At 60.5% G+C, this 16632-nt stretch carries 13 protein-coding genes; 9 read left to right on the top strand and 4 right to left on the bottom strand.

From position 1 onward, the window contains the following. The first annotated feature begins 63 nt into the window (after positions 1-63). The 6 genes from GPK42_RS08500 (at position 64) to GPK42_RS08525 (ending at position 7377) form a co-directional block, all read left to right on the top strand. Positions 64-2049, top strand: a complete 1986-nt coding sequence (locus GPK42_RS08500) for an NAD(+) synthetase (RefSeq protein WP_215694781.1) — start codon at positions 64-66, stop codon at positions 2047-2049. Between the two features lie 137 nt (positions 2050-2186). Beyond that, positions 2187-2708 carry a crossover junction endodeoxyribonuclease RuvC gene (ruvC, locus tag GPK42_RS08505; RefSeq protein WP_118405685.1) on the top strand — a complete coding sequence of 174 codons (522 nt, stop codon included), beginning with the start codon at positions 2187-2189 and terminating at the stop codon, positions 2706-2708. After that, complete coding sequence (gene ruvA, locus GPK42_RS08510; protein ID WP_215694782.1) at positions 2708-3328, top strand: Holliday junction branch migration protein RuvA; 621 nt, start codon at positions 2708-2710, stop codon at positions 3326-3328. The genes ruvC and ruvA overlap by 1 nt, the downstream gene beginning before the upstream one ends. Beyond that, on the top strand, positions 3328-4395 hold the full coding sequence (ruvB, locus tag GPK42_RS08515) for a Holliday junction branch migration DNA helicase RuvB (protein ID WP_117769533.1): 1068 nt from the start codon (positions 3328-3330) through the stop codon (positions 4393-4395). The genes ruvA and ruvB overlap by 1 nt, the downstream gene beginning before the upstream one ends. A gap of 146 nt (positions 4396-4541) precedes the next feature. Then, complete coding sequence (locus GPK42_RS08520; protein WP_215694783.1) at positions 4542-6209, top strand: formate--tetrahydrofolate ligase; 1668 nt, start codon at positions 4542-4544, stop codon at positions 6207-6209. A 178-nt stretch (positions 6210-6387) separates the two neighbouring features. Next, a complete protein-coding gene (locus GPK42_RS08525; RefSeq protein ID WP_215694784.1) occupies positions 6388-7377 on the top strand; it encodes a hypothetical protein in 990 nt (329 codons plus the stop codon). Positions 7378-7395: 18 nt separating this feature from the next. Here GPK42_RS08525 and GPK42_RS08530 read toward each other — a convergent pair whose 3' ends face one another. After that, on the bottom strand, positions 7396-8577 hold the full coding sequence (locus tag GPK42_RS08530) for a cation diffusion facilitator family transporter (protein ID WP_215694785.1): 1182 nt from the start codon (positions 8575-8577) through the stop codon (positions 7396-7398). 218 nt (positions 8578-8795) lie between these two features. On the opposite strand from GPK42_RS08530, the gene GPK42_RS08535 reads away from it, so the two are divergent. Further along, positions 8796-10133 (top strand): TFIIB-type zinc ribbon-containing protein, encoded by a 1338-nt coding sequence (locus GPK42_RS08535; protein ID WP_195444847.1) that lies wholly within the window; start codon positions 8796-8798, stop codon positions 10131-10133. Between the two features lie 425 nt (positions 10134-10558). Here the strand turns inward: GPK42_RS08535 and GPK42_RS08540 are convergent, their stop codons facing one another. Further along, positions 10559-11608, bottom strand: coding sequence for a PDDEXK nuclease domain-containing protein (locus tag GPK42_RS08540; protein WP_215694830.1), 1050 nt, complete (start codon positions 11606-11608; stop codon positions 10559-10561). Positions 11609-11776: 168 nt separating this feature from the next. Here GPK42_RS08540 and GPK42_RS08545 point away from each other — a divergent pair, with 168 nt between their 5' ends. After that, entirely contained in the window at positions 11777-12046 is a 270-nt protein-coding gene (locus GPK42_RS08545; protein ID WP_006235382.1) for a hypothetical protein, read from the top strand. Positions 12047-12141: 95 nt separating this feature from the next. Here GPK42_RS08545 and GPK42_RS08550 read toward each other — a convergent pair whose 3' ends face one another. Both GPK42_RS08550 and GPK42_RS08555 read right to left on the bottom strand, forming a co-directional pair. Next, positions 12142-14637, bottom strand: coding sequence for a phosphatidylinositol-specific phospholipase C (locus GPK42_RS08550; protein WP_215694786.1), 2496 nt, complete (start codon positions 14635-14637; stop codon positions 12142-12144). Positions 14638-14942: 305 nt separating this feature from the next. Beyond that, positions 14943-15536, bottom strand: a complete 594-nt coding sequence (locus GPK42_RS08555) for a hypothetical protein (protein ID WP_055310220.1) — start codon at positions 15534-15536, stop codon at positions 14943-14945. A gap of 462 nt (positions 15537-15998) precedes the next feature. Between GPK42_RS08555 and GPK42_RS08560 the strand changes: the two genes are divergently transcribed. Continuing rightward, positions 15999-16631 carry a cyclodeaminase/cyclohydrolase family protein gene (locus GPK42_RS08560; protein ID WP_215694787.1) on the top strand — a complete coding sequence of 211 codons (633 nt, stop codon included), beginning with the start codon at positions 15999-16001 and terminating at the stop codon, positions 16629-16631. The last annotated feature ends 1 nt before the right edge of the window (position 16632 follow it).

Here is a 16632-nt window from a genome sequence, read left to right on the forward strand (position 1 = left end):
CTGCATTATGCGGTCGGCGCTTTTACTACGATTTCGATGGTTTACGACGGAAAGGGCTGAGCCATGAAGCTCGCGCTTGCACAGATCGATATGCGCCTTGGGGATGTTGAGGGCATTTGCGGCCGCATCGAGGACCAGGCTCGTCTGGCCCACGAGCGCGGGGCGCGCGTGCTGTGCGTTCCGGCTCCGCTCTTTATGGGCGCCATGCCCGGTGGCCTGGTGGGCGCTGCCGACTTTGAGCACGACGTGCTTGCCGGTTTGACTGGTGTCGCCGAGCGTATCCAGGAGCTTGACATGATCTGCATCGTGCCCGCGGCGGTTTCGTTTGAGGGCCAACCGCTGCTCGACTACATGATGCTCAAGGACGGTCATGTGGTGCCGGCGCGTTCGAGCATTGCCCTGCAGCGTGGCGAGAACAACGACACGCGTTGGGCGCCGCCGGTGTTCGACGTGGACGGCGTGCGCATCGCCGTGATTTTTGACTTGGACCGCGAGCTCGAGATGTTGCCGACCGGCGTCGACCTCATCGCGTATTTCCAATTCAACGCGTTTGACATGACCGACCGCGAGACTGCCGCCATTGCCGCCGTTCGCAGCGGCGCCTACCGCAAGATCGCATCCAAGCGCAGCGTGTGGTTTGCCTGCATGGCGCCGGTCGGTGCCTATGACGAGTCGGTGTATACCGGCGGTTCGTTTGTGCTCGACGACTGCGGTCGCGTGGTGGCCCAGGCGCCGTGTTTTGAGGAGAGCCTGCTGGTTCAGGAGATTCAGCGCGGCGTGATGCTCGATGCCCTGGAAGATCACGAACTGCCCGAGTTCCGTTCCGAGGAGTGGTTGTGGCAGGCGCTGGTGCTCGCCGTGCGCGACAACGCTCGGGCCCACGGTGCGTCGCGTGCTGTGGTGGCACTCGAGGGTGACCTGCCGTCATCCCTGCTGGCGGCGCTGGCCGTTGACGCTCTGGGTCCGCGTAACGTAATTGGCCTGGTGCTGGGGCGCAACCGTATCTTTACGCCGGCGCAGGAGGAGGCCGAGGCTGCCCGCTGTGCCGCCGTCCGCGCCATTGCCGAGCGTCTGCACATTCGCACTGTCGAGCGCGATGCACCGGATGCGGCACGTGTGCTCGATCGCGACGTGTCGGCGGGCGATGCCGAGCGTCTGCGCTCGCGCACGCTGGGCCTCATGCTGGAGGACACGGCGCTCGAGCTGGGTGCGATGGCGCTGAGCCCGCTGTCCAAAACCGAGTATGCGCTGGCGGCGCCGGCGCTTTGCGGCGGTTACCAGGGCGACTTTGCGCCCTTTGGCGATGTGTACCTGTCGACGCTTGAGTTTGTGGCGCGTGTGCGCAACCGCACGTCTGCCGTGGTGCCCCAAGAGCTCGTGACGCTCAACGCGGTGGAAGATTGTATGGAGCGCGTGCTGGCGCAGGCGCTCTCGACGCTCGACGGTCCGGTCGATATGCTCGACCGCGCGGCACAGCTGCTCGGCGGGCTTGAGCCGGGTGAGGTCGATGGCGCGCTCGAGGCGCACGTGGACCGCAATCGAGCTTTCGACGACATCCCGATGGCCGCCGGCAAGCCCGAGGCTTGCTCGCTGCTGCTGATGCTCGTGCGTCAGGGCGAGGCCGCCCGCCGCATGCTGCCGACGGCGCCGATCGTCTCGGCCCGTTCGTTTGTTGAGCGCGCCTGGCCGTACATGCTCGCGTGGTCCGACCTGGGGCTGAGCGGCAAGGAACGCATGACGGTCGATGCGCTGGCGCGCGCCGAGGTGAACCGCTTTGCCGACGAGGATACAAGCGAGCGCATGCGTGGCGAGATGATGGGCATATTGGGTGACCTGTTGGGCATTTCGCCCGAGCAGATGGAGGAGCTGCGCTCTGAGGACGGTCAGCGTCGTTTACACGAGGGAATGAAAAAGTTCGAGGGCGAGGTTCAGGACGCCATCGATAAGATGATGGGCGGTCAGGGCGGCTCGCAAGGTAGTCCCCAGGGTGGCCCGATGCCGCACCCGCCAGTAGATCCGAGGCAGTTCCCCTTTTTCTCGCAGAACTAACTATGGGATAAGATTCGCTTCCAACCCCGATACTTCAACTAAGCATCTTGGCCCCGTTGTGTTATTCTAGAACAGACGTTCGTGAATGATGCGCGGGGCCCTGTCTTGCGCTGTGCTTGTGGCGAGGGGAGGTCGGCTTGGTTATCTTGGGCATTGACCCCGGTTTGGCTCATACGGGTTGGGGGATTATCGAGGAGCGGCGTGGCGAGGTTCGCTGCCGTGCCTACGGTTGCATCGAGACCAGCGCGGGCAGCCCGCTTGCGGTGCGCCTGTCGCATATCGCCCGTGACCTTAAGGATGTCGTCGAGCGTTATCGACCCGACACAGCTGCTGTCGAGAGCATCTACTTTGGCGCCAACGTTCGCTCGGCCATCCCTACGGCGCATGCCCGCGGTGCTGCACTCGTGGCGCTTTCGGAATGCGCGCTCGAGATTGGCGAGTATACGCCTATGCAGATTAAGCAGGCTGTTGTGGGTACCGGCGCCGCGGACAAACGGCAGGTCGCGTATATGGTTCGTACGCTCACGCAGCTCGATCACGACCCGCATCCCGACCATGCCGCCGATGCCCTGGCCTGCGCCATCTGTCACGTTAACCTCAGCCGCACCCGGGCACTTACCGGCGGCGAGTTCTATCAACAGAGAGGAACCGGATACTGATGATCTCCCAGCTCCATGGAACGCTTGTCGAGGCCACGATGAGCTCGGCCGTTGTCGATGTATCGGGCGTGGGCTTTGAGCTCGGTATTTCGGGCAGCACTGCCGCTACGCTGCCTACGCCCGGCGGCGAGGTCCGCCTGTATACCCGTATGCAGGTGCGCGAGGATGCCGTGACGCTCTTTGGCTTTGCCTCCAAGGACGAGCGCACGATGTTTGACCGGCTCGTGTCCGTGTCGGGTGTCGGCCCGCGCCTGGCGCTTGCCGTGCTCTCCACCTATACCGTGGGACAGCTGTATTCCCTGGTAATGGCCGAGGATGACAAAGACATGGCCAAGGTGCCCGGTGTGGGCAAAAAGACCGCGCAGCGTCTGATCCTGGAGCTCAAGAGCACCTTTGCCAAGGACAAGGGCTTTGTGCCGGTCGACGTGATTCCCGGCCAGGTTGCGATGCCGGTTCCCGCCGCCGCTCCTTCGGCGATTGATGACGCTCGTGCGGCGCTCCTTTCCATGGGCTTTAGCCCGCAGGAGACCGATGTTGCCCTGAGCGGGTATGATGGGCAGAATATGCGTGTCGAGGATCTGCTCGGCGCGGCGCTTAAGCGACTTGGAATGGATGCGTGATGTGGGAAGCCGATGACTCTCAGGACCTGTGGGCGACGCCCGGCAACTCGCCGGCGGCATCCATGGCGCACGGCGAGCGCATGGTGGGCTCGGAGCTGACGGCCGAGGACCTCGATGTCGACCGCACTTTGCGCCCCCAGCGCCTGGACGATTACTGCGGTCAGGAGCACATCAAACAGAGCCTACGCGTGCTGATCGAGGCGGCGCAGAGTCGTGGCGAGACGCTCGACCACGTGATCTTCTCGGGCCCTCCGGGTCTGGGCAAGACCACGCTGGCTACGGTTATCGCCAACGAGCTGGGCGCTCAGATCAAGACGACAAGCGGCCCGGCCATCGCGCGCACCGGTGACCTGGCGGCCATCCTGACTAACTTGCAGCCGGGTGACGTGCTGTTTATCGACGAGATTCACCGTCTGAACCGTTCGGTCGAGGAAGTTCTGTATCCCGCGATGGAGGACTTTGCGCTCGATATCGTGATCGGTAAAGGCCCCGCCGCACGTTCGATTCGCCTAGATATCCCCAAGTTTACGCTGGTGGCGGCAACGACTCGCTCAGGTATGTTGACCGGCCCGTTGCGCGACCGCTTCGGCATTTCGTATCGCCTGGACTACTACACGGTCGAGGAGCTCGCCCAGATTGTGACGCGCTCGGCGACTATTCTGGGTGTGACGATCGACCATCCCAGCGCACTCGAGATCGGCTCGCGTTCGCGCGGTACGCCGCGCTTGGCCAACCGTCTGCTCAAACGCGTGCGTGACTATGCACAGGTGCGCGGCAGCGGTCCTATCGAGCTCGATATCTGCCGTCAGGCACTCGAGTTCTTTGAGATCGACGAGCTCGGCCTGGACTGGATGGACATTCGCATCTTGGAGACGCTTGCCAAGACGTTCTCCGGCCGTGCCGTGGGCCTGACGACGCTTGCCAGCGCGGTGGGCGAGGACCCGGGAACGCTCGAGGATGTCTATGAGCCTTATCTGCTGCAGTGCGGCTTGATGATTCGCACGCCCCAGGGCCGCCAGGCAACGCTTCGCACCTTTGAGCACTTGGGTATCGAACCTACTGTTTAGAGATGGGTTTGTTTTGGCTGGTCTGTAGGCTATCGCTGGGCATCGGGTAAACATATCGCCGTTCGTCGGTTACGGGCGTTTTACTATTGCGCGCGCGTGCTATGCTGGATTGGTCTTTTTCTCATCCGGTAACGAAAGGACTGCCCATGCCTACTGACATCGAAATCGCACGTTCCGTCACGCCGCTGCCCATTACCGAGGTTGCCAAGAACGCCGGCGTCGACGTAAAGCATCTGATTCCGTACGGCTTCGACAAGGCTAAGGTCGACTACTCTCTGCTCAACGAGCCAACTGATCACCAGGCCAAGCTTGTCCTCGTGACCGCTATCAATCCCACGCCCGCAGGCGAGGGCAAGACCACCACGACCATTGGCCTGGCCGACGGCCTGCGCCGTCGCGGCGTCAAGAGCGCCGTGGCCCTGCGCGAGCCTTCGCTCGGTCCCGTGTTTGGCGTGAAGGGCGGTGCCGCCGGTGGCGGTTGGGCCCAGGTCATCCCCATGGAGGACATCAACCTGCACTTTACCGGCGACTTCCATGCTATCGGTGCCGCCAACAACCTGCTGGCCGCCATGCTCGACAACCATATTCAGCAGGGCAACCAGCTCGGTATCGATGTTAAGCGCATCACCTGGAAGCGCGTTGTCGATATGAACGACCGTCAGCTGCGCCATGTCATCGACGGTATTGGCGGCAAGGCCCAGGGCGTGCCGCGCGAGGACGGCTTCGATATCACCGTTGCCTCCGAGGTCATGGCGATCCTGTGCCTGTCCACGAGCATTAACGATCTTAAGGAGCGCTTGGGCGAGATCGTTGTCGGCTATAGCTATGCCGGCGAGCCTGTCCGCGCCCGCGACCTTAAGGCTCAGGGTGCCATGGCGGCCCTGCTCAAGGATGCGCTCAAGCCCAATCTGGTGCAGACGCTCGAGGGTACACCCGCGTTTGTCCACGGCGGTCCCTTCGCCAACATTGCCCACGGCTGCAACTCCATCATGGCCACGCGTATGGCTATGCGTTTTGGCGATGTCGCCATTACCGAGGCAGGCTTTGGTGCCGACCTGGGTGCCGAGAAATTCCTGGACATCAAGTGCCGCATGACGGGCGTTCGTCCCAACGCCGTCGTGGTCGTCGCGACCGCTCGCGCCCTTAAGTACAACGGCGGTGTTGCCAAGGCCGATCTTAACGAGGAGAACCTCGAGGCCCTTAAGGCTGGTATGCCCAACCTGCTGCGTCACGTCGACAACATCCAAAACGTCTACGGTCTGCCCTGCGTGGTCGCCATTAACCGCTTCCCGACGGACACCGAGGCCGAACTCGAGCTCATCGAGTCCGAGTGCCAGAAGCTGGGCGTCAATGTGAAGCTGTCCGAGGTCTGGGCCAAGGGCGGCGAGGGCGCGCTCGATCTGGCCGATGAGGTCATGCGTCTGATTGAGCAGCCGAGCGAGCTCAAGTTTGCCTACGAGGACGGTGCCGATGTGGCCGACGCCCTGGAGGCTGTTGCCACCAAGGTCTACCGCGCCGACGGCGTCGACTTTACGCCGGCTGCCAAGCGTCAGCTCGCCGAGTTGCGCGAGAACGGCTTTGGCAACCTGCCGGTATGCGTGGCCAAGACGCAGTACAGCTTTAGCGACAACGCCAAGGCCCTGGGCGCTCCCGAGAATTTCCGCATCACCGTGCGCGAGCTCAAGGTTTCCGCCGGTGCCCACTTCGTGGTCGCGCTGACCGGCAGCGTCCTGACCATGCCGGGCCTGCCCAAGGTTCCCGCGGCCGAGAACATCGACGTCGACAACGACGGCAACATCACCGGCCTGTTCTAAGCTCGCTGCTCATAGCTGCTAGCCCGCCCCGCCGTGCCCACAAGGCCCGGCGGGGTTTTTTATCCTTAGGCTCGCGCATGTCTTGTAGATACCGACGGGCTCTGCCCATCATAGGCTTTTGCGCGGGTAGAATGCATGGATAACTTGAGGCTCACGCGCGACGGAAAGGAATCGTTGCATGGATCAGGACAAGACAACCGTGATGGGCGGCTACGGTTCCGCGCAGGCTGGCGATAGCGCCGATGCGACCCGCGTTGTTTCCAACCCCGGTTATACCGACCCCGCCGCGACGCAGCCTTCTGCCGAGCCCACCCGGGTTATGGGCTATGGCGACACGGCGCAGGATTCTTACGCTGCATCTTCGCAAGGCCCCTATGGCAACGCAGCTCCGGATCCGTTTGATTGCGCGCCGCAGGATTCTTATGCTGCCTCGACGCCGAATCCCTATGACAACCTGCCGCAGAATCCCATTCCGCAGCCTCAGCAGACGACGTATATGCCTCGCACGGCGCAGCCTCGCTACGAGTCGCGCGAGCCGTATCGCGAGTACCCCAAGTCGATTCCGCAATATGGCGAGGACGAGGAGAAGAGGCCGTCGCGTTCGTCGAGCGCGATCAAGAAGATCCTCATCGTACTGGCGATCTTCTTTGCGCTGTCGGTTGTGTTTGCCATCGTGTCGGGCATGCTCAACAAGCGAGGGAGTTCAACGGCCGATGCCACTGCCGAGCAAACCGAGCCCGCCTCGTCTAGCACCGTTGATTTGAGCGATATCCCGGGGCAGTACTGGTCCAACGCCAAGAAGATCCTCAAGTCGCGCGGCGCCGATCTTTCGAATGCCGTGGTCCTGACTGATGATGGCTCAACGCCCGTCGTCGATGCCAACTGGGTCGTTACTTCTGCCTACTATAACGACAGCGGCAACCTCGAAATTCAACTCACGCACAAGAACAGCTCGGGCAACTCGTCCGGCGGCCAAAGCGGTACCGATAGCTCGAGCTCCAATACGCTGGAAGACTTGAGCAACAAGGCACAGGAGTTGGGAGACAAGGCGCAAGAGCTGGGCGACACGGCACAAAACCTGGGCGATACCGCGCAGAACTTGGGCGGCATGGCGACGGATGCCTGGAACGCCCTGCAAAACGGCATCTCGGGCGCGCAGGGAAACTAGCGGACGAGCGGAGCGGGGCTAAAGCTGTTCGGCCGGACGCTCGGGCGAACTAAAGCCCGAATCAAACGTGACGACGCACGAGACGTCGGGCCGGCGCTCGTGCACGATGCGCGTGACGAGCTCCAGCAGTTCCTCGTCGGATATGTCAAAGCCGTCGGGACGCACCAGGTCAAACGAAACGAACCCGTCGTGCTCGTGCAGGTCGTGGATGGAGAGCGCGGGATCGATCTGAATGACGCCGCGCTTGACCCAGCCGCGCAGGTCGTCGCCGGTGGTGGCGATGGGGTCGCAGTGCAGCGTGATGCCGATGCCCATCTGGCGCTTGATGTCGTGCTCGATGGTGTCCAGGATCTCGTGGTGTTCAAACGCGTCGCCCTCGCCGGGCATCTCTACGTGGGCGCTGGCAAACTGACGGCCGGGGCCGTAGTCGTGCACCATGAGGTCGTGCGTACCCAAGACCTGCGGATAGGACATGATCTTGTCGCGGATTGCCTGGACGAGCTTGGGGTCGGGCGCTTGCCCCAGCAACGGGCTGATGGCGTCGCGCACTAGGCCCATGCCGCTGATGCAGATGAAGATGCCCACACCCAGGCCTGCCCAGCCATCGAGGTCAAAGCCTGTCGTCTGCGAAATAAGCGCCGCCACCAAGACCGAGCCCGAGGTGATGACGTCGTTTTTGGAGTCCTGTGCCGTGGCGATGAGCGTCTCCGAGTCGATGCGATCGCCCAGCGTGCGGTTGAACGCTGCCATCCAGAGCTTAACGAGCATGGACGTAGCCAGTGCCGCAAGGGAAATAAACGTGTAAGCGGTGGGCGAGGGCTTGATGATCTTGGTGACCGACTCGAGGATCAGATTGATGCCGACGGCGCAAACCAGGACGGCGACGAACAGGCCGGCTAGGTACTCATAGCGACCGTGGCCATAGGGGTGGCCTTCGTCTGCCGGGCGGCTGGCAAGGCGGAACCCGAGCAGACTCACGATGTTGCTCGAGGCATCGGAGAGGTTGTTGAAAGCGTCGGCGATGAGGGAGACGGAGCCGGCGAGCAGGCCCGCGATGCCCTTGGCCAAGCACAGGGTGATGTTGAGGCCAATGCAGACGAGGCTTGCGGAAAAGCCCGCGTTGGTGCGGCAAGATGCATCGACCGGCTCGCTCTCGCTGCCGGGAACAAGCGTATGTACCAGCCGATTTACAAATAGCATAGCGGTCGTCCTCACAATCATGTTTAAGGGGATAGTGTAGCTCGCGCGGGGGCGCCGTGCACCGATGCTCAGAAAATGCAGCAATAGTCTGCCGGTGCTAACGAGCGAGCCTTCTCGTCTGCCTGGGTGGTCCATTTTGGGCCACATGGGTATGGGCATGTGCCTGTTTGCTCGACATACTTAATGTCGACAGCCCCTGTGCAAAGGAGGACGTTTCCATGGACGAGATGTTTGCCATTAAATGTCAAAACTGCGGCGGCCCTATGTACTCGCACCAAGCTAAGCGCAGCTTTGAGTGCGCTTATTGCGGTGCGGTCATTCCGTGGCAGGCGGACGCCGGAGAGCCCAAGAGCGCTTTGGGCATTCGCCATACGCCGTTGACGGTAGTGGATGGACTGCTCAAGCTCACGCATGTGTCGCAACTCGAGCGCCCGGAGGACCCGGACTGGTATTTCTTCAATTCGCACTGGCGCAATCAGTCGGTCCTGGAACATCTGCTGTGGGAGGACCGCGGCACGGCGCAGGAGTTCCAAGAAGCGACGCACGTGAGCATTCCTTGTCCCTTCTGCGGAGCGTCCTTTGAGGGCGAGTCAACGCAGCGTGTGTTTGAGTGCCCGTCCTGCGGCAACAAGATCGGCATTGCCGACCTGCTCAAGCCCGGTACCTTCAGCAAGCGTCTGACCATGGGCGTGGGTGCAGAGTATGTGCCGGAGCAGGGTATTCCCTGCGAAATCTCGCCGCAGCAGGCACGTGCCAACGCGCTGCAGCTGGTGCGCCAGTATCCGGATGCCTTTGCCGGGCACGACGTGGAAGACGCGATCCAAAACGACATGATGCTCTTCTATTTCCCCATGGCGCTGGCGGACTTGCGCATGATGGCGAGCTTCCCGGGCAAGGGCCTGAGCAAGGAGGCCTTGGTGTACTACGAGGTGCTCGACTGGGCATACCCCAGGGCAAACTACCTGGACGTTCGCCTCATGGGCATTTTGGAGCCGTGGGACTTTGCCAAGGTCGGTCCGTTCGATCCCGCCATGCAGGAAGGTGACTTTCGCGTTGTCTCAGTCGATGCGTCTACCAAGGACCAGGTGGTCATTGATAAGTTGGCGCTCGACGTTGCGGGCAACGATGCCGAGGCTGTACTGGGGCTCAATAAAAAGAGCATTCGCATGTGGGCGCGCAAGGCCCGCAAACATAAGGACGGCCTGGTGATGGTGCCGGTCTACTTTGTCGATCGTCCGGCGACAGACGGCCGCGATGGCGAGCAGGTGCGCATTGCCGTAAACGGCCAGACGGGCCGCGCGGCCGCGGTGGTGTTTAGCGACAAGCGCGAAACGCATATCGTGGCGCCGCTCAGCCCGAGCCTGCATCTGTCCGGTGAGAGCACCGTGCACGCCACGCCCGTCGAGGTCAAATACGTTAAATCGCCCTTCCTGTACCAGATCGTGCGCCGTGGAGGCGGCGAGCAACCGCGCCAGGTTGCAGCCGCCGTCGAGGGTTCCTACCGAGAGGAGAAGCCCAAACGCCGCGGTCTGCTGGGTGCGCTATTTGGGAAGTAGGGGAGTAGCACCGGTTGTTGCCGTAAGGTGATGGCCGGGGGTGCGGGGCAGCTCTCAGGAGTGCGGGCTGCCGTCTGATTGTTTGAGGGTGCCAGATGTAAATAAACAGTGGAGCGGCTGCAAAAGAGCCTCCTCACTGGGTAAAATCAGGTTGTGCCGCGGAACCCGCTCCTCAGCTAGTCACACTTCGGAAGCGCGGGCAACGCAGGTATTATCGTCTAAAGGGCCGGCTGCAACCGGCCCTTTTCTGTGGCAGCCAATGGACCCACATCAGACGAAGGCCGCGTCTTTGCCTGTCAGGTCACGCTCGCCAGCCACGGCTAGAATGTCGTTGCCGGCGTCCATGACCGGTATTGTTTCGTAGCGTGCGTCGCAACCGCGAGTGCGCCTGCGACGGCTGCGGTGGCTTCGGTCGCAACGTGCTGCTACCCTTGCGTTTCGCCATTGGTCGCTTCGTTGATGGCGCGGTACTCGGCACTCAGCTCGCGCGCCAGCTCTTCCTTACTTGGAAGATACGGCAGGTATTTGGCGGCAAACACTTGGTCGTTGTCTTCGGGCAGCGTGTACTCGACAATCGAATCGCTTTTGTCCGCGCGGAGCACGATGCCTATGGGCGGATTGTCGCCTTCGTTCATGAGCTCGCGCATGTAGTAGTTCACATACATTTGCATCTGGCCCAAGTCCTGGTGCGTAAGATCGTCCGTCTTAAGGTCGATAAGCACGAAGCAGCGCATCAGATAGTTGTAAAACACAAGGTCAATATAGAAATGGCGCCCATCAAAGGTGATACGCTTTTGGCGCGCCTCGAAAGCGAAGCCACGGCCAAGCTCCAGCAGGAACTTCTGAAGATGTGTGATGAGCGCCTGCTCTAGATCGCTCTCGCGAAACGCAGTATCGTCCGAGAAACCTAAAAACTCCAGTACATATGGATCGCGGATGATATCCTCGGGGCGACGAGCCGGGGCGCTCTTTTGGATTTCCTGGGTGACGGCCTCCTTGTCCTTGCTGGCAAGCAGGCGCTCGCGGAACATGGTGTTGATCTGGCGCTCGAGCTGACGCGTGCTCCAGCGAGAATCGGCGCATTCGTTCATGTACCAGGTGCGAGCTTCGGGGTCAGGAATGCGTATTAACCTGCGATAATGTGTCCAACTCAATTCGGGACGCAGTGAGTCCCGAATTGGAAATGCAAGATAGAACTGACGCATTTTACGCAGCTCTCTTGCTTCAAAACCTTTACCAAAATCCTTGGTAAGTCTGATTGCGAGGGCCTTGAGCAGCGCCTCTCCATACTTGGCGCGCTCCTCTCCGCCCTGCTCATCAACAATGCTCTTGCCGATCTCCCAATACGCCTCAACCATCGCAAAGTTAACGGCGTTATAGGCCTTGTCGCGAGCGGCGTTGAGAATCGAGGAAACCTGCTTGTAAAAAACTTCTGGCACGATTGCCGATTCTCCACGGTTTACCAGTTCGCCCATCACTGTCGCCCCACTTTCCTCTTGTGGAATGCATCTTTATTGCATTTAGTTTAAAGCCTCGCGCGGACTCGAATTTCAATGTCGCCTAGCGCCTTCGTGCAGGATTCCCGAAGTGACTAAAATGTGGCAATAGAGGCAGTTTTAGCGAACCCCATGGGAGTGACACGCATGGACAACAACACCTTGCTGTTTCAGGACAAGGGTTCGGGCGGGTTTAAAGACGTCAAGATCTACCCTAACCGCATCGAGGTGCTCAAGAAGGGCACTTTCGGCGGCAAGCACACCGAGATTGTCTACCTTAAGGACATCACGGGGGTCAACAGGATCAAGGGCCGCAGTGTTTTTCTACGTAACAGGCTGTTGACTGCCTGTGTCTTTAGTCTGAGCAGCCGCTCCCAAGCTCAGGAGTTCGTGAATGCGCTGAACATGGTGATGTAGCCGATAACGGTGTTCGGGCTAAGGTAAAAATCGGGGCGCAGAACGGTATTCTGCGCCCCCCCAATTGAGTCGATGTGTCTAAAAGGCGGGCTTGCCTATTCGCTGTCGTCCCCAACGTTTTCGCGGTCATTGGCAAGCATCGCCGCGCCGGCGACCGTTGTCGCCACGGCGGCGGCAGCGAGCCCGGCGGCAACGCCAGAGCCGTCGCCCGTGTCGGCGAGTTTTCCGGTCGAGCCCTTGCTCTTGTTGCCGCCGCCGTTCTTGTCGGCGCCGTCTGCGTTGGAACCCGTGCCGCTACCGGTGCCGCCTGCACTGCCCGAGGCCGCTACGGTAAAGCTTGCGGCTCCATCGCTGGCGAGCGTGTAGCTCTGCGCCGCGTCGCCCAAGAGACCGTTCACGCGCACCCAGTACGTTCCCGCGGTAAATGCCTCGCCCTCGGCCATCGCCGTTCCCGGAGCGCCGTTCGCGTCGTGCACAAACTCGAGCTGGGCCGTGCAGGCATCGGTTTCGAGCTTGCCCTCGAGTGATGCCGCAATCTTGGCGCGCACGTCTTCGCCGGCCTTAAGGCCTTCGAGTCCCTCAAAATGGGGCGTCAGCGCGCGTGGATCGATATCGATGGGCACGGAGCCCCGCAGCTCCGTAACGGTCTCGTTGCCTAAGGCGTCGACATCCACATATTCGATGGCAAACGCATGGCCCGAAGCTGCCACGTTGAGTACGTTGCTGCTGTCGACGAGGCGGAAATGACCCTCGCCAACGGTCTTGCCGTTCTGGAATGAGGCATCGCTCAGCGAGTCGCCGTACGTCATGCGCATGCGGGTCGGGAGATAGTACGGGAGATAGTACGAAGCCGTCTGCTTGTGCTCCGTATCGTAATTGCGCTGGTAGATGCTCCGGGCCAGCGCCGCATCAACAAAGTCGGATGCGATGATGCCAATGTGCTTGAGGTAATCTGACTTTGTATCCTCGATGCCGCTGGGATTGATGTACGGGCTCTTATACAGATGCTCGTTGACTACTCGTGCCGAGGTAAAAGGATTGCCTCCGTGCGACAAGCCCGTGCAGCTGGTGTAGTTGATAGACCAGCAACGCTCCAGGACTTTCTCCTTGGCCCCGTTATCGTCCTCGACATCTACCTCGTTGCGCGTGCGCCCGGTCGTTTCCTTCAGCGCATTATCGACCCAGCTGAGCTTGTCGGTTCCCGTGAGTTTGTACTTGTCCTGGGCGTATACCTTGGTGCAATAGGGCTCTTTGTCGCCTGTTTCCCCCGCGGCTTCAAAGCCCCGCGCGTCTTGGACGAGGCACATGGAACTGCTGTCGGTGTGCGCTGCGATTTTGTTATCCCATTCGGTGAGGTCGAGTCCCCACGTGTGGCCGCTTACGCTGTCGCCGTCGAGTCCAAATCGACGTAGCAGGACGATCTTTCCGCGCACCTCGCCCAGTGTGGGAACGCGGCTCGACGTATAGAACAGTTTGGGGTTGTCGTCCAAAACCTTGGCGAAAGCCGTCGTAACACTTTCGTCGGTAGCCTCGTCGTTGCCTCGTGATACAAGCATGATGAGCGCTTCTGTCGGGTTTTCGTTCAAAAACGTTTTGAAGTAGCCTATGACATCGGAAAGATGCAAAAAGTACGCGTCTTTTTTGAGCAGGTAGTACATCCCATGGTCGATGCCAGGGTTGTCGCCCTTTCCGAGACGGATATCAAAATAGCGAATGCCTTCGAGCAGCTGCGTGGGAATGTAATCCTGCTGGCATTTTACTTGCGAGGATTGGGGCTCAGTGTCGTTGTCCACGCTGCAGGTGCCCGAATCGTGCGTGCCCGGGATGCTCAGCTCGTCGAGGAACTTGTTGTCGTCGACGTATTTCATCCAACATGGTCCGTCGACGTAGCTGCTGTACGTAATCCAGTCGAGGCTGCTAACCGTGGCATCGTTCTTTTTCATGTCGTAACCGATAAGTTCGAGCTCCCACGGAATGCTCTTACTCTTACTCTTATGGCAGATCTTATTGTTGTCCTGGTCTTCGCCGTTCGATTCTATTGCCAGGTACTTAATGTCTTTTTTCTCGGTTTCTTTCTCGACCGTGCGGTCTCGGATGATATAGGTTCCGTTTGATTGACGCTCGAACGCAAAAGAGCGACTGGGCTTGCCGCCATGCTCGCCACTCCATACGTGGATGACCTTTCCGTCTTTGTCCGAGTCGCCATCGACCGACCAAATGCTGTAGCCCGTCTTTTTATGCTCTTCGAAATTGAGCAAGGTGCGGATAGCATACCAGTTTGTATCGTCATTCTTGGTCGTTACGTTCTCAAGGATGAGCTTGCTGGACGTGCCGTCATTAAACAGATGGCAGACGTTGCCGATGACGTTGCCGTCTTCGTTAACGCTTGCGGTACGAAAATAGCCCGCGGGGCGAAGGCGAATGACGAAATTGTCGAGGCTGACCGACGCTGTGGCAGCGTCGTCTGCAAATGCCGCTCGTGGGCCGATGCCCAATGCCGCGGTTTCGGGCAGGCTTGCAAGTGGCGACAACGCCGCGAGTCCAAGGCCCAACGTAAATGCTCGGCGGCTGATGGCGTGGTGTTCGGTCATAACTTCTCCATTCGTAGAGTGCGGTTATGCGATAGTTTTGGTCACTATACTGCTCAGATGTTTAAAGATGCTGGTTTAATTGTCTGCGCGGCGCAATAAATCGGCGGGCGGACGTGTTGGGGTGTTTGTCGTTTTCGTACTGTTGCTACATTTGGAGCGGTTCCGGCGTCCGGCATCCTCGCGTTCGTTGGCTACCGGCATAAGAAAGGGAGGGTCGGTTTACCGGCCCTCCCTGGGTACGAAGCGCTGGGGTACCGCCGCTTGTTAGCACTGCGCCCGTGTTTCCCGCTGCGCTCGCCAGTTACTTAGCGCTTGATCTCGATATCGTCGAGCTTGACGTCCATGGCCTCGGTCTTGGCCTCGGCGATGTCGTCGGCAAATTCCAGAGACTTCATCATGGTCTCGACGGCGTCCTTGTGCTCCTCGACGTTGTCGATGCGCACATACACGCTGCCACCGTCAACGTCGGTGAAGTACTCGGTCGTCACGCCGCCCGAGTGTGTGTAGGAAGCGTTGCGCCAGGTCTTGCCGTTGTACTTGACGGGGTCATTCTCGGTCCACTCAAAGCTGGCGTTCCACTTTGCCTCGTAGTCGAACAGCTCGTCGGCGTTCTTGTCAGAGTCGAAGACGGGGATGAAGCGATCACTGGCGTGCTCGCTCTCGGTGAACTTAAACTGGGCCCTGTCGGCGGTGTCGCCGGCAACGTCGGTAATCTCGACGCCCTCGGGAACCTCGACCTTAAACCAAATGAAGTCGGTCCTCATATCCACGGCTGGCTTTTCTGCCCCGCCGCCACCGCCACTTCCGGTAGCGTCGCCGCTGCCACCGCAGCCCACCAGGGCAACTGCGGCAAAGAGACTGATGCAGAGGGTGAGAATCGCAAAGGCCTTCTTTTTCATGGTCGTGTCCTCCTCGATCTGTAATCGTCCATGGATTACCTGCCTTTACTGTACGCGTGGACGGCTCCTTCGGGTGAGCCATGTGTCCCATTCTGAGGGCCGGATTTGCGCCGTTAAGTGGCAATATGCACGGGTCCAAAAGAGGGGAGGGCCGGTGCTGTCGGCTCTCCCCGGGGTGAGGTGTCCGTTGTTTTAAAGGGACGCGTGTACGCGGGCGTTGCCCCAACAGGTTCCTTGTTTATAGATATGCCCCAGTTTGTGACGTCCGGAAGTCCCGAAAGGTGGGCCATGTGTCCCATGCTTGCGTTGCCGCCGCCTATCGCGTGCCATAGAAATCCGCGATGGCCAGGTGCGCTGACGCTCGCGTACTTATGGGCTAGACTTAGCACCATTACGTGATCGATGCGGTCGGCCGACGTCGGCCGCCCGACCGATATATATGACTTGAAGGTGCGTGTGCGTATGAGCCAAGAGATGATGGATAAAACCTGTCGCGGTTTTGCCGAGGCGCTTGCCGCACGCGAGCCGGTTCCCGGCGGCGGTAGCGCGAGCGCCTTTGTAGGTGCACTGGGCGCCTCGCTTTGCGGGATGGTTGCTCGCTATGGGGCGACAAACCCTGCGCTTGCCGATCGCGCAGACGATCTGACGCGTTCGTTTGCCCAGGCGGATGAGTTGGCGCAGGAACTTGTGGGTCTGGTCGCCGAGGACGTTCGTGCCTACGGGCAGGTGTCCACGGCGTACGGTATTCCGCGTGACGATCCGGCTCGAGCGACCGCGATTCAGGATGCGCTGCATGTGGCCGCTATGCCGCCGTATCGCATTATGGATGCCTGCGGGCGTGCGCTGGCGCTGCTCGAGGACATGGCCGACAAGGGTTCACGTCAGCTGCTGTCCGATGTGGCGTGCGGCGCCGTGTTCTGCCGTGCCGCTATGCAGGGCGCGAGCTTGACGCTCTTTGCGAACACCACGTCTATGAAAGATCGCGTTCGTGCTGAGGAGCTCGAGACGGCGTGTGATGAGTTGCTCGACACATGGTTGCCGCGCGCCGATGCGCTGGCGCGCCGCGCCTCCGACGCTGCAAGGAAGAGAGGATAGC

This window comes from Collinsella aerofaciens (assembly GCF_018785265.1).
Lineage (GTDB): Bacteria > Actinomycetota > Coriobacteriia > Coriobacteriales > Coriobacteriaceae > Collinsella > Collinsella aerofaciens_AI.